Raw genomic sequence first — 17896 nt, forward strand, 5'->3', positions numbered from 1 at the left:
TGATTATCCGGATGCGGCGGGGGATGCCAAGCCGCGCGCAGGGTCCAGCCCGGTTTCCAGGCCGTGCCCGGCCCGTGCCAGGTAGCGACCGGGCGGCAGCCCGAAGTGGCGGCGGAACACGGTAACGAACGCGCTGGCGCTGCTGAAGCCCAGCGCGTGGGCGATGTCGGCCACGCTGCGGCCGTCGGTCAGCTGGCGCAGGGCCTCTGACAGGCGCGCCTGCTGCCGCCACTGGGCGAAGCTGAGCGTGGTCTCGTCGCGGAAGTGACGGGTCAGGCTGCGCGGTGACAGACCGGCCCAATGCGCCCATTCGGCCAGGCTGCGTTCGTCGGAGGGGTCGGCCAGCAACTGCGAGGCGATCTTCAGCAGGCGCCGGTCGTGCGGCATCGGCAGGTGCATGCGCTGGCGCGGCGCGGTGCGGATCTCGTCCAGCAGCACGTCGATGATGTGCTGGCGCTCGGGCGTGGTGTCATGGCCGAGCGGCCATTCGCAGATGCGGTCGGCCAGCGCCTGCGCCAGCTTGGACAGGCCCAGCACGCAGGGGTCGGCGGGCAGGGTGGCGCAGGCCGGTGCAGCCAGTGCCATGCCCCAGCCGCGCAACGGGCCGTCGAGGGTGACGGTGTGCGGTTCCAGCGGCGGCATCCAGCCGGCCGAGCCCGGCGCCAGCGACCACGTGCCATGCGAGGTGCGGGTGGTCAGCAGGCCGCGTTCGACGCAGATCAACTGGGCACGCTGGTGGTGGTGCCAGTCGACCTCGCGGGCCAGGCCCTGCTGGCTGTCGAAGCGGAAGGCGATGACCGGCGGGCCGTCGTTGCGCTCGAACCAGTCCAGTGCCTCATCTCTGAGTAGGCGTTTGGGAACCTGAATTTCTGCCTTGTTCATCATGTCCGCTGGCTGAAATGTGACATCCATTGGCTGGATTGTACTACCGGGCCACCTGACCAGATCATTAAGGTAGGCGCCTTCACTGATCGAGCCCGCTGCTGCAACACAGCATTCGATGCCAGATCGAATATTTCCATTGAGAAATATTTTTTTTGGAAGAGAATGCTCCCCCATGATCTGTCCTGCAACCACTCCCCCCAGCTTCGGCCTGCTGCTGCGCCAGGTGCGCGACGGCCTGGTGCGCCAACTCGACGCGTCCATGGCGGAAGAAGATCTGGGAATCGGCTTCACCCATTACATCGGGTTGAAGGTGCTTTCCCACATGGCGCCCTGCACCGCCAACGAACTGGCCCAGGCCATCGACCAGGTGCCCAGCGCGGTCACCCGCCTGCTGGACAAGCTGGAGGCGCTGGGCTGCGTCCGCCGCGAGGCGCATGCGCAGGACCGGCGGGCACTGCAGATCGTGCTGACCGACGAAGGCCGTGCGTTGTGGGCGCGGCTGAAGCTGCGCGGCGACGCGGTGATGGATTACGCGCTGCGTGATCTTTCCGCCGACGAGCGCACGCTGCTGCTGTCCCTCCTTACCCGAATCCGCGATTCACTGACGACCCCATGAACCCGATCCCGCATTCCACTCTCCGCCGGTCCGGGCGCGCGCTGCTGGTGTCAGCGCTGGCGCTGGCCCTGGCCGCCTGCGCCAGCAGTCGTGGCCTCAACCCGCAGGGCCACGTGCTTGACGTGGACAGCCTGCACAGCGAACGCACCCTGGCTGACACCGACCTGAGCGCCGCCGGCTTCCCGGCGCAGGACTGGTGGAAGGCACTGGGCGATGCGCAGCTGGACGCACTGGTCGCCGAAGGCCTGGCCGGTCATCCGAGCCTGGACGCCGCCGACGCGCGCCTGCGCCAGGCCCAAGCCCAGGTCGGTACCGCGCGCGCCGACGAGCTGCCCAGCCTGTCGGTGTCCGGCGGCTACACCGGCCTGCGCCTGCCCGAGTCGATGGTCGGCAGCGAGATGGGCGGCCGCTATGGCGGCAGCAGCCAGGTCGCCTTCGATTTCAGCTACGGCGTGGACCTGTGGGGCGGCAAGCGCGCTGCCTGGGAAGCCGCCGTGGATGGCACGCATGCCGCCACCGTTGAAGCCCAGGCAGCACGCCTGAACCTGTCCACCGGCATTGCCCAGGCCTATGCCGACCTGGCTTACGCGTGGCAGCTCAACGACGTGGCCGAGGAAGAACTGACCCGCTCGCAGAAATCGCTGCAGCTGACCCGCCAGCGCCGCAGCGCCGGCATCGACAGCGATCTGCAGGTGCGCCAGGCCGAGGCCCGCGTGCCGGCCGCGCAGCAGCAGGTGCTGGCCGCGCAGCAGCGCATCGACGCCGCCCGCACCGCGCTGGCTGCACTGGTCGGCAAGGGGCCGGACCGTGGCCTGTCGATCCAGCGCCCGCAGCCGTTGAACCCGATGGCACTGCAGCTGCCGGGCGTACTGCCCAGCGAACTGCTCGGCCGTCGCCCCGATATCGTGGCTGCGCGCTGGCGCGTGGAAGCGGCCGACAAGCAGATCAAGGTCGCCAAGACCAAGTTCTACCCGAGCTTCAACCTGACCGCGCTGGCCGGCGTGGTCGCCCCGAACGTGGGTGACCTGCTGAAGAGCAGCTCGACCTTCGCCTACATCGGCCCGGCGTTGAGCCTGCCGATCTTCGAAGGCGGCAAGCTGCGCGCCAACCTGGCCAACACCGACGCGCAGTACGACCTGGCGGTGGCCAACTACAACCAGGCCGTGCTCGATGCACTGCGCGACGTCGCCGACCAGGTCAACGCGGTGCGCTCGCTGGCGCAGCAGGCGCACGCGCAGCAGCAGGCAGTGGACACCGCACGCTCGGCCTTCGACCTGGCCCAGCAGCGCTACCGCGCCGGCATCGGCAGCTACCTGGACGTGCTGACCGCGCAGTCCACCCTGCTGCAGTCGCAGCAGCAGCTGGCCGGCCTGCAGTCGCAGCAGGTGCAGACCTCGGTGCGCCTGAGCAAGGCGCTGGGCGGTGGTTTCCAGCCCGCCGACACCGACCGCGCACCGATCGCCTCCCATTCCGATTCCTCGCATTCCTGAAGACGCCCGCCATGAGCCAGACCCAAGACACCGCGGCCCCGGCCGCCCCCAACCGCCGCGGCAACCTGCTGCGCGGCCTGTTCGTGATCGTCGTGCTGCTGCTTGCCGCCCTGGCGCTGTGGTACTTCATGTTCGGCCGTTGGTTCGAAGAGACCGACGATGCCTACGTGCAGGGCAACCAGGTGCAGATCACCCCGCTGGTGGCCGGTACCGTGGTCGCCATCAATGCCGATGACGGCATGCGCGTGGAGCGCGGCCAGCTGCTGGTGCAGCTGGACCCGTCCGACACTTCGGTGGCGCTGCAGCAGGCCGAAGCCAACCTGGCCAAGACCGTGCGCCAGACCCGTGGCCTGTACCGCAGCGTGGAAGGCGCGCAGGCGGACCTGAACGCCCGCCAGGTGACCCTGAAGCGCGTGCGCGAGGACTTCGCCCGCCGCAAGGATCTGGCCGCCACTGGCGCCATTTCCAACGAAGAACTGGCCCACGCCCGCGACGAGCTGGCTGCGGCCGAAGCGGCCGTTGCCGGTTCGCGCGAGACCGTCGAGCGCAACCGCGCGCTGGTCGACGACACCGTGATCGCCACCCAGCCGGACGTGCAGGCCGCCGCCGCGCAGCTGCGCCAGGCCTTCCTCAACAACGCCCGCGCCGGCATCGTCGCGCCGGTCACCGGCTACGTTGCCCGTCGTTCGGTGCAGGTGGGCCAGCGCGTGCAGCCGGGCAATGCCCTGATGGCCGTGGTGCCGACCGAGCAGATGTGGGTCGAGGCCAACTTCAAGGAAACCCAGCTGCGCCATATGCGCCTGGGCCAGGAAGTGGAGCTGAAGTCGGACCTGTATGCCGGTGACGTGAAGTACAAGGGCCGCATCCAGAGCCTGGGCCTGGGTACCGGCTCGGCGTTCTCGCTGTTGCCGGCGCAGAACGCCAGCGGCAACTGGATCAAGATCGTGCAGCGCGTGCCGGTGCGCATCGCCATCGATGCCAAGCAGCTGGCCGAACACCCGCTGCGCATCGGCCTGTCGATGAAGGCCGAAGTGAGCCTGCGCGACCAGAAGGGTGAAGTACTGCCGAGCACCCCGGCCAAGGGCACCGTGTTCGACACCGACGTATATGCCAAGCAGCTGCATGATGCCGATGAGGTGATCCACACGATCATCCAGGGCAACCTGCCGCAGCAACAGGCAAAGGTGGGCTGAGGTCGCCATGTCCGCACAAGCTCCAGCCGCACCCGGCGCTCCGGGTGCACCGGCGGCGCCGGGTGCGGCCTCCGGGTTCCTGCCACCCAGCGTCGCCCTGTGCACCGTGGGCCTGGCGATGGCGTCGTTCATGCAGGTGCTCGACACCACCATCGCCAACGTTTCACTGCCGACCATCGCCGGTAATCTCGGCGCCAGTTCGCAGCAGGCGACCTGGGTCATCACTTCGTTCGCGGTCAGCACGGCCATCGCGCTGCCGCTGACCGGCTGGCTCAGCCGTCGCTTCGGCGAGCGCAAGCTGTTCGTCTGGGCCACGCTGGCCTTCGTCATCACCTCGCTGCTGTGCGGCCTGGCGCAGAGCATGGGCATGCTGGTGCTGTCGCGTGCGCTGCAGGGTTTCGTGGCCGGCCCGATGTACCCGATCACGCAGTCGCTGCTGGTCTCGATCTATCCGCGCGAGAAACGCGGACAGGCATTGGCGCTGCTGGCGATGATCACGGTGGTGGCGCCCATCTGCGGTCCGATCCTCGGTGGTTGGATCACCGACAACTACAGCTGGGAATGGATCTTCCTGATCAACGTGCCACTGGGCATCTTCGCTGCGCTGGTGGTGGGCAACCAGCTGAAGGGGCGCCCGGAGCAGATCGAGAAGCCGAAGATGGACTACGTCGGCCTGGTCACCCTGGTGATCGGTGTCGGTGCCCTGCAGCTGGTGCTCGACCTGGGCAACGACGAGGACTGGTTCTCGTCGATGAAGATCGTGGTGCTGGCCTGCGTGGCGGTGGTGACGCTGACGGTGTTCCTGATCTGGGAGCTGACCGACAAGGATCCGATCGTTGACCTGAAGCTGTTCCGGCACCGCAACTTCCGCGCCGGCACGCTGGCGATGGTGGTGGCCTACGCGGCGTTCTTCAGCGTGGCGCTGCTGATCCCGCAGTGGCTGCAGCGTGACATGGGCTACACCGCGATCTGGGCAGGCCTGGCGACCGCGCCGATCGGCATCCTGCCGGTGATCATGACGCCATTCGTCGGCAAGTACGCATCGCGCTTCGACATGCGCATGCTGGCCACGGTGGCCTTCATCGTGCTGTCGATGACCAGCTTCCTGCGTTCGAACTTCAACCTGCAGGTGGACTACATGCACGTGGCCGGCGTGCAGCTGATCATGGGCATCGGCGTCGCGCTGTTCTTCATGCCGGTGCTGCAGATCCTGCTGTCGGACCTGGATGGGCGCGAGATCGCGGCGGGCTCCGGCCTGGCCACGTTCCTGCGTACGCTGGGTGGCAGCTTCGCGGCGTCACTGACGACGTGGCTGTGGGCGCGGCGTACCCAGGTGCACCATGCCGACCTGACCGAGCACATCTCGGCCTATCAGCCCGGCATGCAGGACCAGGTGACGGCGATGGGGCAGGGCGACCTGCAACACGGTGCAGCGGTACTGAACAACATGATCAACCACCAGGCATCGCAGATGGGCTTCAACGACATCTTCTTCCTGCTGGGCTGGATCTTCCTGGCGATCATCACGTTCCTGTGGCTGGCCAAGCCGCCGTTCGGCGCGGGTGCAGGTGCTGCCGCCGGTGGCGGGCACTGACCGCTCATTGCTGTTGAAACGCAGAAACCCCGCCGCAAGGCGGGGTTTTTCTTTTGGTGGATCCACGCCACGCATGGGTGGATCTCGGAGCGTGAATTCCCAGACCCCGGAAACGAAAAAACCCGCTTTCGCGGGTTTGATCATCTTGAGTCGTGGTGCCCAGGAGAGGACTCGAACCTCCACGGTTTTACCCGCTAGTACCTGAAACTAGTGCGTCTACCAATTCCGCCACCTGGGCGACTCAGGAGATGAATTATGGGGAGCGACAGAAGATGTGTCAACAACATTTCACACTTTTTTCTGGGGCTGCACGCCCAGGTGATGCAGCAGGCTGCGCATCGCCGGTGACAGTCGTGTCCACTCGGCAAAGCACGCGCACAGGCGTCGTTGCGCCCACGCATCGGCGAGCGGTACGGCGACGGTGTGCGTGCTGCGCCGATGCTGGCGCGCGATGGTCCGCGGCACGATGCCGACGCCGATGCCGTGGCCGACCATGATGCACACGCCTTCGAAGGTCTTCATGCGGATGCGTACATCCAGGCGGCGCCCGATGTCGCGCGCCTGGTCCTCGATGTAGGTCTGCAGTGCATTGCCATCGGCCAGGGCAACGAAGGTCTCTCCGGCAGCCTCGGCAAAAGCCAGGCTGCGCCGCGAGGCGAGGCGGTGGTCGGCCGGCAGCAGCATCACCAGGGGATCTTCGGCGACCACATGCTGCTGCAGGCCGGCAGCGTCGACCGCATCGCTGATGATGCCGGCCTCGGCCTGGCCCGCATTGATCGCACGCACGACCTCGGGGCTGGTGCGCTCCAGCAGTTCCACATGCAGGCGTGGCCGTTCGGCCAGCCACGGCGCGAGCCGCGAGGGCAGGTAGTTGGTCAGCGCGGCGGTGTTGGCATACAGGTGCAGGGTGCCGCGCGAACCCTGCGCGAACGCCTGTAGTTCGCCACGCAGCTGTGCCTGCTGCTGCAGGATCAGGTGTGCGTGGTGGGCGAGGGCGGCGCCGGCCTCGGTCAGGCTGACGCCGCGTGGGTGCCGGTGCAACAGCGCGGTGCCGGCATCGGCTTCGATCGTGCGCAGGCGCTCGCTGGCTGAACCCAATGCCAGGTTTGCCTGTGCCGCGCCGGCGGTGATGCTGCCGGCTTCGGCGATTGCCAGGAACAGGCGCAGGTCGGCGATGTCCATCCGCATGTCGTGCCTCATTGCTGATCCGGCGCCTTCGGGTCAGCCGAAGGCTGGGCCGGGAAGACCGCATTGTGCGCCTGGCGAGGGCCCGGTCCAATGAAGCCATGCATGAATCGACGTACTTCTATTTGCTGCTGGTGGTGGTGTTCGTGCTGGCCGGCGTGGTCAAGGGCGTGACAGGGATGGGGTTGCCGACGGTGGCGATGGGCCTGCTGGGCAGCACCCTGTCACCGGTGGCGGCGGCGTCGATGCTGTTCATTCCAACCTTCGTCACCAATGCGTGGCAGCTGTTGTCCGGACCGTCGCTGGGTCGCATGGTGCGCCGACTGTGGCCGATGATGCTGGCGGTGGTGGGGGTGACGCTGGGTTCAGCGGCGCTGCTGGTGCGGGTCGATCGCACCGCATCGCGCATTGCACTCGGCGTGGCGCTGGTGGTCTATGCCGCCTATGCGCTGCTTGCGCCGGTGTTCCGCGTGCCGCAGCGACGCGAGCGCTGGCTGGGGCCGCTGGTGGGGGCACTGTCGGGCGTGGTGACCGGGGCCACCGGCGTGTTCGTGATGCCGGCAGTGCCGTACCTGCAGTCGCTCGGGCTGCAGCGCGACGAACTGGTGCAGGCGCTGGGGCTGGCGTTCACCGTGTCGACGATATCGCTGACCGCCGGGCTGGTGCTGCACGGTGCATTCGGTATCCAGCAACTGGGCCTGAGTGCACTGGCCGTGCTGCCGGCGTTGCTGGGCATGTGGCTGGGGCAACTGATCCGGCAGAGGATCAGCGCACGGGTATTCCGCGCCTGCTTCCTGGGGTTCCTGCTGCTGCTCGGGCTGGAGCTGGTGCTGCGGCCGTTGTTCTGATGCCGGATTCCGGGCATGAAAAAACCCGCTTTCGCGGGTTTTTCTCATTCTCGACGTGGTGCCCAGGAGAGGACTCGAACCTCCACGGTTTTACCCGCTAGTACCTGAAACTAGTGCGTCTACCAATTCCGCCACCTGGGCGTCGAGGAGCGAGATTATGGGGTGCCGTGACGGGGGTGTCAACACTTTTTGCTGATCCCGGGTCGGTTGCCGTTGCGCATGCGAAACGGGCTCTGCCCCCCATCTCACTCGCTTGGGGCCAGAGCCCTTTCCTCTGGAAAGGAATCCGACCCCGGCTGCCGGATCACAGGCAAAAAAAATCCCCGCCGAAGCGAGGAGTTTTTTCGTTGGTGCCCAGGAGAGGACTCGAACCTCCACGGTTTTACCCGCTAGTACCTGAAACTAGTGCGTCTACCAATTCCGCCACCTGGGCGTTCCAGAGGCGCAATTGTGAAGATGAATCCGCAGGCTGTCAACGACTTCCTGAATATTTTTGACGCGATCGCTTGAAGGCGACCGCTGACCCGTTCTGCACGCCGCCAGCGGCTACCATGTAGGGCGATGACTACCAAAAAACCAAGCAAGGGCGGGAGCAAGTCCCGCAGCCAGGCCCCGAACAAGGGCGCCAAGGCGGGGGCAGCCCGCACCACCAAGTCGGGCAAGCCGCTGCCGGGCTGGTTCCCCGAATTGAATGAAGGCGGTGTACCGCCACGCGGCCGCAAGGTCCGCAGTACCGATGCACCGGGCCCGGCCCCGGGCCGCAAGCTGCCGCCGGCCGGCAAGGTGATCGACGATCCCTATGCCGCCCGCGAAGCGGAGAAGTACGAACAGCCCATCGCCAGCCGCGAGGCCATCCTGGCCCTGCTGGAGCGCTGCGAAGGGCCGCAGACCGCCGAGGAACTGGGCGCGCGCCTGGGCCTGACCGCTCCGGACCGGGCCGAAGCGCTGTCGCGCCGGCTCGGTGCGATGGTCCGCGACGGCCAGCTGGTGCAGAACCGTCGCGGCGGTTTCGCCCCGATCCAGACCCTGAACCTGGTCACCGGTGTGGTGATCGCCAACCCGGAAGGGTTCGGCTTCCTGCGCCCGGTCGAGGGCGGCGACGACCTGTTCCTGCCGCCTTATGAAATGCGCAAGGTCATGCACGGCGACAAGGTGCTGGCCCGCGTGACCGGCATCGATTACCGCGGCCGTCGCGAAGGCAGCATCGCCCGCGTGCTGGAGCGCGGCATGACCCGCCTGATCGGCCGCTTCAGCATCGAGATGGGCATCAACTACGTGGTGCCCGACGACAAGCGCGTGCAGCGCAACGTGCAGGTGCCGCCGGACCAGACCGGTGGTGCGCGCGACGGCCAGCTGGTGGTCTGTGAACTGACCCAGGCGCCGGACAGCCGCCGCCCGCCGATCGGCCGCATCATCGCGGTGCTCGGCGACAAGCTGACCGCGTCGCTGGTGGTGGAGACCGCCATCCATGGCCACGAGCTGCCGTTCGAGTTCCCGCAGGAGGTGCTGGACGAAGCGGCCTCGGTGCCGCTGGTGGTCGAGCCGGCGATGATTGGCGACCGTGTCGACCTGCGCAGCACGCCGCTGGTCACCATCGATGGCGAGGATGCCAAGGACTTCGACGACGCGGTGTACTGCGAGCCGAATGCCGAGGGTTTCCGCCTGGTGGTGGCGATTGCCGACGTCTCGAATTACGTTCGCCCTGGTACGCCGCTGGATGAAGAGGCGCAGAAGCGTGCGACGTCGGTGTACTTCCCGGGCTTCGTGGTGCCGATGCTGCCGGAGACACTGTCCAACGGCATCTGCTCGCTGATGCCGAAGGTCGACCGCATGTGCTTTGTCTGCGACATGCAGATCGACCGCGATGGCCTGGTCACGCATTCGCGCTTCTACGAGGCGGTGATGAACTCGCATGCGCGCCTGACCTACACCCAGGTCTGGAAGGCGGTGGGCGAGGACGATGCCGATACCAAGGCCTGGATGGGCGACCTGCTGCCGCAGGTGCAGCGCCTGCACCAGCTGTACAAGGTGCTGTCCAAGGCACGCGCCAAGCGCGGTGCCATCGAATTCGAAAGCAGTGAAGTGCGCTTCGTGCTGGACAACCGTGGTGAAGTGACCCAGGCCGGCATGCTGGTGCGCAACGACGCGCACAAGCTGATCGAGGAGTGCATGATCGCGGCCAACGTCGAGGCCGCCAGGTACCTGCTGTCGCGCCATGTGCCGGCGCCGTACCGCATCCACGAGAAGCCGCCGGAAACCAAGTACGCCGACCTGCTGGAATTCCTCAAGGAGTTCAAGCTGAGCCTGCCGCCGTGGTCGAAGGTGCGCCCGGGCGATTACACCAAGCTGCTGAAGAAGATCCGCGACCGCCCCGATGCCACGCTGCTGGAATCGGTGTTGCTGCGCAGCCAGAGCCTGGCGATCTACAGCCCGGAGAATCACGGCCACTTCGGCCTGGCGCTGGAGGCGTACGCGCACTTCACCTCGCCGATCCGCCGTTACCCCGACCTGCTGGTGCACCGTGCGATCAAGCATGCGTTGTCCGGCAAGCCGCTGGACAAGTTCACCTACAACGCGCGCGAAATGGCGGCCCTGGCGCTGCAGTGTTCCGAGCGCGAGCGCCGTGCCGACGAAGCCGAGCGCGAGGTCGACGAGCGTTACCGCGCGGCGTGGATGGAAAAGCACGTGGGCGGCCAGTTCGACGGCGTGATCAGCGGCGTGACCAGCTTCGGCCTGTTCGTGGAACTGGACGAGTCCAAGGTGCAGGGCCTGGTGCATGTGACCCAGCTGCCGCAGGACTATTACAAGTTCGACGCCACCCGCAAAACGCTGACCGGCGAACGCCGCGGCAGCAGCTACCGGCTGGGTGACCGCGTGCGGATCCTGGTGCTGAAGGCCAGCATGGAAGAGCGCAAGATCGACTTCCGCCTGGTCGAGCACAAGGGCGAGGACGAGGGCGATGGCCTGCCGCCGCCGCCCGAGCGGGGCAAGCCGGCCAAGCGCACCAAGAAGAAGTATTGAAAGGTGTGCCGACCAACGGTCGGCACCTACCGCAACTGGTAGGTGCCAACCTTGGTTGGCACGACGTTCCGGAGGAACCCCAGCATGCAAGGCCAACCCGAATACAGTGGCGGCTGCCAGTGCGGCGCGGTCCGCTTCCAGGCGCGTGGCGAGCTCACCGACAGCTCGATCTGCCATTGCCGGATGTGCCAGAAGGCGTTCGGTGCCTATTACGCGCCGCTGGTATCCGTGCGCGGCGTGCAGTTCAGCTGGACCCGCGGCCAGCCGCGCTATTTCCAGTCGTCCAACGTGGTGCGGCGTGGTTTCTGCGCCGACTGCGGTACACCCCTGACCTATGAAGCCCCGGATGGCGTGGCCGTGGCTGCCGGCGCCTTCGATGAGCCGGAACGCCTGCCACCGACGATCCAGTACGGGGTGGAGCGCAAGCTGCCGTTCGTCGACAGCCTGTCCGGCCTGCCGGCGCGGCGCACCGAGGACGACGTCGCCGCGCTGGAGTTCCTGGCCACCATCGTCTCCCACCAGCACCCCGACCACGACACCCCGCACTGGCCGCCGCGCAGTCGGTAACGCCCCTCTGCGGCCGGTCGCAGCGCCCGGCCTGCCGATGCTCTACCATAGCCACCCCCTTTCCGGTCCCCGCCCGCATGAGCAAGAACAGCCAGTGGATTGTCGGCGTCAACGCCGTCGCCTCCTCCATCGAGAACGACGCCGAGAACGTCCGCGAAGTGCTGGTCGAGGCCGGTGCGAAGAACCCGCGCCTGACCGAGATCGAAGAGAACGCCCGCCGCAAGGGCATCGATGTGCGCAAGGTGAACAGCCAGGCGCTGGACGGTGTTGGCGGTTCGGTGCGCCACCAGGGCGTGGCCGCGCGCTACGCCGCCGCCCGTACCTACAGCGAGAACGAGCTGGAAGGGCTGGTCACCGCGGCCGAGGGCAAGGCCCTGCTGCTGGTGCTCGACGAGGTGCAGGACCCGCACAACCTCGGCGCCTGCCTGCGCTCGGCCGCTGCCGCCGGGGCGACCGCGGTGATCATCCCGAAGGACAAGTCGGCCACGGTCAATGCCACTGTGCGCAAGACTTCGGCCGGTGCCGCCGACCTGATCCCGGTGGTGGCGGTGACCAACCTCTCGCGCTGCCTGAAGGACCTGCAGAAGCAGGGCGTGTGGATCTACGGCCTGGCCGGTGAAGCCACGGCCTCGCTGTACCAGCTGGACCTGAAGGGCAACATCGCGCTGGTGCTGGGCGGCGAAGCCGATGGCCTGCGCCGCCTGACCCGCGAGAACTGCGATGGCCTGGTCAAGATCCCGATGCCGGGCGAGATCGAGAGCCTGAACGTCTCCGTCGCCGCCGGCGTCAGCCTGTTCGAGGCCGTGCGCCAGCGCGGTTGATCGGCCAGCGCGATGTGATCGGGGTCAGATCCCTTTTCCAATGGGAAAAGGGATCTGACCCCGTTTCATGGGAAAAGGGATCTGACCCCGTTTCATGTCCCGCCTCACCCCGCGCTGCCGCCCAACGCCTTGAACAGCGTCACGTCGTTGTTGAGCTGGCCCTGGCGCGCGCGTGCCAGCGACAGTTCGGCATCACGCCGGGTCTGCTGCGCTTCCAGCCAGGTGCGCAGATCGGTGGCACCCACGCGGTAACGCACTTCCTGCGCGCGTTCCACTTCCACCGCTTCGTCGTATGAAGCCTGCGAGGCCGCCACCTGGCGCGCCAGCTGCTCGCGCGCCGACAGTGCGTTGTCCACTTCCGAGAGCGCGGTATACAGCGTCTTGCGGAAGTTGCTGGCGGCGATCTGGTAGGTGGTGCCGGCGATATCGGTATCCAGCTGCGCACGCTGCAGGTTGAGGAACGGCAGCGACAGGCCGGCGCCCAGCGTGGCCACCGGGTTGCGCAGTACGTCGCCCAGCGAGGTCGCGCTGGAACCGAGGCTGCCGGTCAGGCTCAGCGCAGGGTAGTACTGGGTGGCGGTGACCTTGATGGTCTTCAGGCTGTTGCGCAGGCGAAGTTCGGCCGCGCGCAGATCGGGGCGGCGGCCGAGTAGATCGGTCGGCAGGCCTTCGCTGATGGCTGGGCTGCGTGCACCCAGCAGGTCCTGTGGTTCGTCCTGCTGGGGCCAGGGCGTGCCGTCCAGCAGCACGGTCAGCGCGTTGCGCACCTCCACCCGCTGCTGTTCCAGCGCGCTCTGCAAGGACCGCTGCGACTGCAGGTTCTGCAGTGCCTGGCGCACTTCCAGGCGCGATACCGCACCGGCGTCGAAGCGGGCCTGCACCAGTTCGCGGGTGCGTTCCAGGCGCTCCAGGTTGGCCTGGCCGGTGGCGATCGACTGGTTGAGGTAGGCCAGGTTCCAGTACTGGGTGATGGTGTCGCTGATCACCAGCAGCGCGGTGTTCTGCCGATCTTCCTCGCTGGCCTCGGCTTCCCAGCGGGCGATGTCGCGCTGGGTGCGCAGGCGGCCCCACAGGTCCACTTCCCAACCCAGCGAGACGCCGGTGGAATAGCTGCGGCGCCAATCATCAGACTGGTCGGTGGCGCGGCTGGCGCTGCCGCTCACGCCGGATGACGAGGGCTGCGGCCACAGTGCGTTGCTGGCCAGGCCGGCCTGCAGGCGCGAACGCTGCACGGCCAGGCCGGCGGCGGCCAGATCGCTGTTGGCGGCCAGCGCCTGCGCCACCAGGCGGTCCAGGCGTTCATCGCCGAAGCCGGTCCACCAGGTGTCCTGGCGGATGTCGCGGCCCGGTGTATCCAGGCTGCTGCGCGGGTCATCGGCTGGCGCGTTGAGGGTGGCATCGCCACGTCCATACTGCGCCGCCACGGCCGGGTCGTGCACCGGGTAGCGGCCGACCGACGCGCAGCCGGACAGGGCGAGTAGAACGGCACCGGCCAGCAGCAGGTGCCGGGGAGCGGGGAAGGGCAGTCGGGTCATCATCTTCATTCGCGGGCCAGGGCCTCCACCGGGTCGAGCTGCGCGGCGTTGCGCGCTGGCAGGAAGCCGAACGCAACGCCGATCAGGGTCGAGCAGGCAAACGCGGCGACGATCGAGGCGGTGGAGAACAGCACCTGGAAGTCGCTGGCGAAGCGGCCGATCATCGAGCCCAGCAGCAGGGCCAGGCCGATACCGAGCACGCCGCCGAGCAGGCAGACCAGCACCGCTTCAATCAGGAACTGCTGGCGGATATCACTCTGCCGTGCACCGACGGCCATGCGCACCCCGATCTCGCGGGTGCGCTCGGTCACCGATACCAGCATGATGTTCATCACGCCGATGCCACCGACCAGCAACGCGATGGCGGCGATGGCACCGATCAGCAGGGTCATCGTGCGCGTGGTCTGCTCGATGGTCTCGCGGATCTCGGCGCTGTTGCTGAGGAAGAAATCCTCGGTGCCATGGCGCAGGGTCAGCAGGCGGGTGATCGCTTCCTGCGCGGCGTCCATCGGCGTGTCATCGTCCACGCGCACGGTGATGCTGGACACGTGGCTCTGGCCGAGCATGCGCGACATCACCGTGGTGTACGGCACCCACACGCTGAGGCTGGTGCTGCCGCCGAAGCCGAAACTCTGCCGCTTGGCCACGCCGACCACGCGCGCCGGCACGTTGCCGAGCAGGATCACCTGGCCGACCGGGTCGACATCGGGAAAGAACTGGGACTGGGTGTTCTCGTCGATCACCGCCACCTGGCCCAGGCCCTTGACCGCATCGGCATCGAAGAAGCTGCCGCTGAGCAGGGTCACGCCCTTGACCCGGAAGAACTGCTCGCCAACGCCGCTGACCTGGGCGGTGGACGACTGGTTGCGGTAACGCGCGGTGACCGAAGTCGATACGCTGGGGGTGGCGCTGTCCACGTAGCTCTGCCTTGCCAGTGCATCGGCATCGCTGGCCTTGAGCGTCTGTACGCGCGCCGAGCGCATGTCGCCGAAACCGCGGCCGGGATAGACGTCGATGGTATTGGTGCCGAGCGCGCTGATGTTCTGCAGGATCTGCTGCTGGGAGCCATTGCCCAGCGCCACCACCGAGACCACCGAGGCGATGCCGATGATGATGCCGAGCATGGTCAGGAAGGTTCGCAGCCGATGTGCGTTCATCGCCAGCAGCGCCATGCGGAACGCTTCGGTGAAGCGGTCGCGCGCGGCCCGCCAGCTGTTGCCGCGGGCGACGCCGGTACTGGCCTCGCGCTGCGCACGGTAGGTCGGCGCATTCGGGTTGGCGCGGTCGGCGATGATCTCGCCATCGCGGATTTCGATGATGCGCTGCGCGTGCTCGGCCACGCTCATGTCGTGGGTGACGATGATGATGGTGTGGCCTTCGGCATGCAGTTCGCCGAGGATCGCCATCACTTCCTCGCCGGATTTCGTGTCCAGCGCGCCGGTCGGTTCGTCGGCCAGGATCACCTCGCCGCCGTTCATCAGGGCGCGTGCGATCGACACGCGCTGCTGCTGGCCACCGGACAGCTGGCCCGGCTTGTGATGCATGCGGTCGCTCAGGCCCAGCCGCTGCAGCAGTTGCTCGGCACGCGCATTGCGCACCGGGCCGGGGCTGCCGGCGTACACCGCCGGCACTTCCACGTTGCCGCGCGCGTCCAGGTCGCCGAGCAGGTGGTAGCGCTGGAAGATGAAACCGAAATGCTCGCGGCGCAGTTCGGCCAGTTCGTCCGGTTGCATCTTCCCGGTTTCGCGGCCGGCCACCTGGTAGCTGCCACGGGTGGGACGATCGAGGCAGCCGAGGATGTTCATCAGCGTCGACTTGCCCGAGCCGGACTGGCCGACGATGGCCACCATCTCACCGGCGTGGATGTCGAGATTGACGTCGCGCAGCACGGCGATCACATCATCGCCGGCCGGGAATTCACGTCGCAGGTCGCGCAGGCGCAGCAGCGGCGCCGTCGTGCTCATCGGCGCCCCATGCCCGGGCCGCCAACCCGCATCTGCATGCCGCCGCGGTTGCCGCCGCCGGCGCTGGCACCGGCCGCACCCGCTTCGCCAACCACCACGCGCTCGCCTTCCTTCAGCCCGGACAGGATCTCGGCCGAGGCGCCATTGTTGATGCCCACCGTGACCTTGCGCGGCTGCGGCTGGCCCTTGTCGTCCAGCACCCGCACCATGCGCTCGTCGCCACGGCGCTTCGGCCCCAGCGCCACTGCCGGCACCATCAGCACGCCCTTGGCCTGGTTGAGCAGCACCGAGACCTGCGCGGTCATGTCGATGCGCAGCGTGCTATCCGGGTTCTCCACGTCGAACAGCGCGTTGTAGTAGACCGCGCTGCTGGAACTGGAACTGGAGGAGCTGCTGGAGCTGGATGAATTCTCGTTGGCGATCGAGGCTGGCGCCGGATTGATCTGGCGCAGCGTGGCGTGGTACTTGCGGTCCGGGTCGCCGAGCGTGGTGAAGTACACCGGCATGCCGGCCTTGATCTTGACCACGTCGGCCTCGGAGATCTCCGCATTGACGGTGACCACGTCCAGCCGCGCCAGCATGACGATGGTCGGCGCGGTCTGGTTGGCGTTCACCGTGCGGCCTTCCTCCGCCACCACCGCCACCACGGTGCCGTCCATCGGCGCGGTGATGCGGGTGTAGGCCAGGTTGGCGCGGGCGGTGCCCAGCTCGGTTTCGCGGCCCTTGATCTGCGCCTCGTAGGACTGCAGCTGGGCACGGGCGGTCTTCAGCTGCGCCTCGGCGGCATCGTATTCCTGGCGCGAGGTGGCCTCGGCGGCCAGCATCTGCTGCTGGCGCGCGAATTCCAGTTCGGCCTGGCGCAGGGTGGCCTGCTGGACGGCGCGCTGGGCGGTGACCTGGTCCAGCGAGGCCTGCGCGTTGAGCACCTGGTTCTGCTGGGTAGTGGCGTCGATCTCGGCAATCAGGTCGCCTTCCTTCACGGTGTCGCCCAGCTGCACCTTCAGCGACTTGATCTGGCCCGAGGCCTGCGCACCGACGCTGACCAGCTTGTAGGCATCGATCACGCCGGTGGCGTCCACCGTCTGCTCGATGTCACCGCGGCTGACCGGCGAGGTGGCCACCGCCGGCGCGGCGGGCTTGCGCAGCAGCCACCAGGCGGTCGCGGCGACGATCAGGGCAAGCAGGGCGATCAGTATCAGGCGACTCCGGCGGGTCGCGGGCAGCAGGCGGAACGTCACGTCGTGGCTTCACTCTCGGGGCCGCGCGTGCGGCGTTGGCGGGCATTGTGAAGACCGGGCGATGGACGGCTCAATCCTCGGGGTATGTCTGTATGTAACACTGTCGGTGAATACGCGTAACCACAGGTATCCCGCCCGTGGGTGGATACACTGGTACGCATTGCCCCGGATGCGGTTCAGCTGCCGACACGGGATGATCGCGACATGGAGACTGAAAACCCGATGCATCGACTGCTGATCGTCGACGACGACAACGACATCCGCACGCTGCTGGCCGAGCAGCTCGGCCGCGCCGGTTACCTGGTGAGCACGGCGGCCGATGGCACCGCCATGCGCCAGCTGCTGGACCGCGAGCACGTGGACCTGATCGTGCTCGACCTCAACCTGCCGCGCGAGGATGGCCTGACCCTGTGCCGCGACCTGCGTGCGCGTTCCAACACGCCGGTGATCATGCTGACCGCGCGCGCCGAGCCGATCGACCGCGTGCTGGGCCTGGAAATGGGCGCCGACGACTACCTGGCCAAGCCGTTCGAGCCCCGCGAGCTGCTGGCGCGCATCCGCAACGTGCTGCGCCGGACCGAGGCGCTGCCGGCCAACCTGGAGCCGCTGGCGGTGCGCCGTGCGCGCTTCTCGCGCTGGGTGTTCGACCTGGAGCATCGCCACCTGGTCGATCCGGATGACCGCGTGGTGGTGCTGTCCGGCGCCGAGTTCCGCCTGCTGCGGGTGTTCATCGCGCACGCCAACAAGGTGCTGTCGCGCGAGCAGCTGGTCGCGCTCAGCAGTGGCCGCAACTACGAGGCACAGGACCGCGCGATCGACCTGCAGGTCAGCCGCCTGCGCAACAAGCTGGGCGACGACGGTGGCCCGGACGGACTGATCAAGACGGTGCGCAACGAGGGCTACGTGCTGGCCTCCGCGGTCAACCTGGAATAAGCCGCG

General features: G+C 67.5%; 14 protein-coding genes and 3 tRNA genes. 9 read left to right on the forward strand and 8 right to left on the reverse strand.

Translation table 11 applies throughout. The features are described 5' to 3' along the window. Nucleotides 1–3: 3 nt before the first annotated feature. On the reverse strand, nucleotides 4–885 hold the full coding sequence (locus tag AC5P7I_RS07080) for a helix-turn-helix domain-containing protein (protein ID WP_046429737.1): 882 nt from the start codon (nucleotides 883–885) through the stop codon (nucleotides 4–6). A 172-nt stretch (nucleotides 886–1057) separates the two neighbouring features. Here AC5P7I_RS07080 and emrR point away from each other — a divergent pair, with 172 nt between their 5' ends. The 4 genes from emrR to emrB are packed head-to-tail and all read left to right on the forward strand — an operon-like array spanning nucleotide 1058 to nucleotide 5778. Further along, the gene (gene emrR, locus AC5P7I_RS07085; RefSeq protein ID WP_014646521.1) at nucleotides 1058–1501 is read left to right on the forward strand and encodes a multidrug efflux system transcriptional regulator EmrR; all 444 of its coding nucleotides are present in this window, start codon (nucleotides 1058–1060) and stop codon (nucleotides 1499–1501) included. Then, nucleotides 1498–2991 (forward strand): multidrug efflux transporter outer membrane subunit EmrC, encoded by a 1494-nt coding sequence (emrC, locus tag AC5P7I_RS07090; RefSeq protein ID WP_262088417.1) that lies wholly within the window; start codon nucleotides 1498–1500, stop codon nucleotides 2989–2991. The genes emrR and emrC overlap by 4 nt, the downstream gene beginning before the upstream one ends. A gap of 11 nt (nucleotides 2992–3002) precedes the next feature. Next, nucleotides 3003–4184 (forward strand): multidrug efflux MFS transporter periplasmic adaptor subunit EmrA, encoded by a 1182-nt coding sequence (gene emrA, locus AC5P7I_RS07095; RefSeq protein ID WP_032956867.1) that lies wholly within the window; start codon nucleotides 3003–3005, stop codon nucleotides 4182–4184. 7 nt (nucleotides 4185–4191) lie between these two features. Further along, nucleotides 4192–5778: a multidrug efflux MFS transporter permease subunit EmrB gene (gene emrB, locus AC5P7I_RS07100; RefSeq protein WP_005408769.1), complete on the forward strand. Its 1587-nt coding sequence runs from the start codon at nucleotides 4192–4194 to the stop codon at nucleotides 5776–5778. A 153-nt stretch (nucleotides 5779–5931) separates the two neighbouring features. Here the strand turns inward: emrB and AC5P7I_RS07105 are convergent. Continuing rightward, a tRNA-Leu gene (locus AC5P7I_RS07105) sits at nucleotides 5932–6016 on the reverse strand. Nucleotides 6017–6066: 50 nt separating this feature from the next. Next, nucleotides 6067–6966 (reverse strand): LysR family transcriptional regulator, encoded by a 900-nt coding sequence (locus tag AC5P7I_RS07110; RefSeq protein WP_262088422.1) that lies wholly within the window; start codon nucleotides 6964–6966, stop codon nucleotides 6067–6069. Between the two features lie 98 nt (nucleotides 6967–7064). On the opposite strand from AC5P7I_RS07110, the gene AC5P7I_RS07115 reads away from it, so the two are divergent. Further along, nucleotides 7065–7811 carry a sulfite exporter TauE/SafE family protein gene (locus AC5P7I_RS07115; RefSeq protein ID WP_262088418.1) on the forward strand — a complete coding sequence of 249 codons (747 nt, stop codon included), beginning with the start codon at nucleotides 7065–7067 and terminating at the stop codon, nucleotides 7809–7811. 56 nt (nucleotides 7812–7867) lie between these two features. Here AC5P7I_RS07115 and AC5P7I_RS07120 read toward each other — a convergent pair. Beyond that, a tRNA-Leu gene (locus AC5P7I_RS07120) sits at nucleotides 7868–7952 on the reverse strand. Between the two features lie 207 nt (nucleotides 7953–8159). Beyond that, a tRNA-Leu gene (locus AC5P7I_RS07125) sits at nucleotides 8160–8244 on the reverse strand. A 128-nt stretch (nucleotides 8245–8372) separates the two neighbouring features. Between AC5P7I_RS07125 and rnr the strand changes: the two genes are divergently transcribed. The 3 genes from rnr (at nucleotide 8373) to rlmB (ending at nucleotide 12220) form a co-directional block, all read left to right on the forward strand. Next, a complete protein-coding gene (gene rnr / locus AC5P7I_RS07130) occupies nucleotides 8373–10832 on the forward strand; it encodes a ribonuclease R (protein ID WP_262087140.1) in 2460 nt (819 codons plus the stop codon). An 84-nt stretch (nucleotides 10833–10916) separates the two neighbouring features. Further along, complete coding sequence (locus tag AC5P7I_RS07135) at nucleotides 10917–11399, forward strand: GFA family protein (protein ID WP_014646528.1); 483 nt, start codon at nucleotides 10917–10919, stop codon at nucleotides 11397–11399. 77 nt (nucleotides 11400–11476) lie between these two features. Beyond that, entirely contained in the window at nucleotides 11477–12220 is a 744-nt protein-coding gene (gene rlmB, locus AC5P7I_RS07140) for a 23S rRNA (guanosine(2251)-2'-O)-methyltransferase RlmB (RefSeq protein ID WP_005408775.1), read from the forward strand. 104 nt (nucleotides 12221–12324) lie between these two features. Here rlmB and AC5P7I_RS07145 read toward each other — a convergent pair whose 3' ends face one another. From AC5P7I_RS07145 to AC5P7I_RS07155, 3 genes are read right to left on the reverse strand one after another with little or no spacing between them, the layout of a single operon-like run. After that, nucleotides 12325–13764 carry an efflux transporter outer membrane subunit gene (locus AC5P7I_RS07145; protein ID WP_049407969.1) on the reverse strand — a complete coding sequence of 480 codons (1440 nt, stop codon included), beginning with the start codon at nucleotides 13762–13764 and terminating at the stop codon, nucleotides 12325–12327. Then, nucleotides 13761–15719, reverse strand: coding sequence for a MacB family efflux pump subunit (locus AC5P7I_RS07150; protein ID WP_049442200.1), 1959 nt, complete (start codon nucleotides 15717–15719; stop codon nucleotides 13761–13763). The genes AC5P7I_RS07145 and AC5P7I_RS07150 overlap by 4 nt, the downstream gene beginning before the upstream one ends. Continuing rightward, entirely contained in the window at nucleotides 15716–16957 is a 1242-nt protein-coding gene (locus AC5P7I_RS07155) for an efflux RND transporter periplasmic adaptor subunit (protein WP_262087143.1), read from the reverse strand. The genes AC5P7I_RS07150 and AC5P7I_RS07155 overlap by 4 nt, the downstream gene beginning before the upstream one ends. Before the next feature lie 204 nt (nucleotides 16958–17161). On the opposite strand from AC5P7I_RS07155, the gene AC5P7I_RS07160 reads away from it, so the two are divergent. Beyond that, nucleotides 17162–17890, forward strand: coding sequence for a response regulator (locus AC5P7I_RS07160; protein ID WP_041863210.1), 729 nt, complete (start codon nucleotides 17162–17164; stop codon nucleotides 17888–17890). Nucleotides 17891–17896: the final 6 nt, after the last annotated feature.

The sequence above is a fragment of the Stenotrophomonas sp. YJH_SMC_138 genome, from assembly GCF_059369855.1.

What these genes read in the sequence shown, in the direction of transcription:
- AC5P7I_RS07080 (WP_046429737.1), bottom strand. Translation starts at nt 885, where the DNA reads ATGATGAACAAGGCAGAAATTCAGGTTCCCAAACGCCTACTCAGAGAT.
- emrR (WP_014646521.1), top strand. Translation starts at nt 1,058, where the DNA reads ATGATCTGTCCTGCAACCACTCCCCCCAGCTTCGGCCTGCTGCTGCGC.
- emrC (WP_262088417.1), top strand. Translation starts at nt 1,498, where the DNA reads ATGAACCCGATCCCGCATTCCACTCTCCGCCGGTCCGGGCGCGCGCTG.
- emrA (WP_032956867.1), top strand. Translation starts at nt 3,003, where the DNA reads ATGAGCCAGACCCAAGACACCGCGGCCCCGGCCGCCCCCAACCGCCGC.
- emrB (WP_005408769.1), top strand. Translation starts at nt 4,192, where the DNA reads ATGTCCGCACAAGCTCCAGCCGCACCCGGCGCTCCGGGTGCACCGGCG.
- AC5P7I_RS07110 (WP_262088422.1), bottom strand. Translation starts at nt 6,966, where the DNA reads ATGCGGATGGACATCGCCGACCTGCGCCTGTTCCTGGCAATCGCCGAA.
- AC5P7I_RS07115 (WP_262088418.1), top strand. Translation starts at nt 7,065, where the DNA reads ATGCATGAATCGACGTACTTCTATTTGCTGCTGGTGGTGGTGTTCGTG.
- rnr (WP_262087140.1), top strand. Translation starts at nt 8,373, where the DNA reads ATGACTACCAAAAAACCAAGCAAGGGCGGGAGCAAGTCCCGCAGCCAG.
- AC5P7I_RS07135 (WP_014646528.1), top strand. Translation starts at nt 10,917, where the DNA reads ATGCAAGGCCAACCCGAATACAGTGGCGGCTGCCAGTGCGGCGCGGTC.
- rlmB (WP_005408775.1), top strand. Translation starts at nt 11,477, where the DNA reads ATGAGCAAGAACAGCCAGTGGATTGTCGGCGTCAACGCCGTCGCCTCC.
- AC5P7I_RS07145 (WP_049407969.1), bottom strand. Translation starts at nt 13,764, where the DNA reads ATGAAGATGATGACCCGACTGCCCTTCCCCGCTCCCCGGCACCTGCTG.
- AC5P7I_RS07150 (WP_049442200.1), bottom strand. Translation starts at nt 15,719, where the DNA reads ATGAGCACGACGGCGCCGCTGCTGCGCCTGCGCGACCTGCGACGTGAA.
- AC5P7I_RS07160 (WP_041863210.1), top strand. Translation starts at nt 17,162, where the DNA reads ATGGAGACTGAAAACCCGATGCATCGACTGCTGATCGTCGACGACGAC.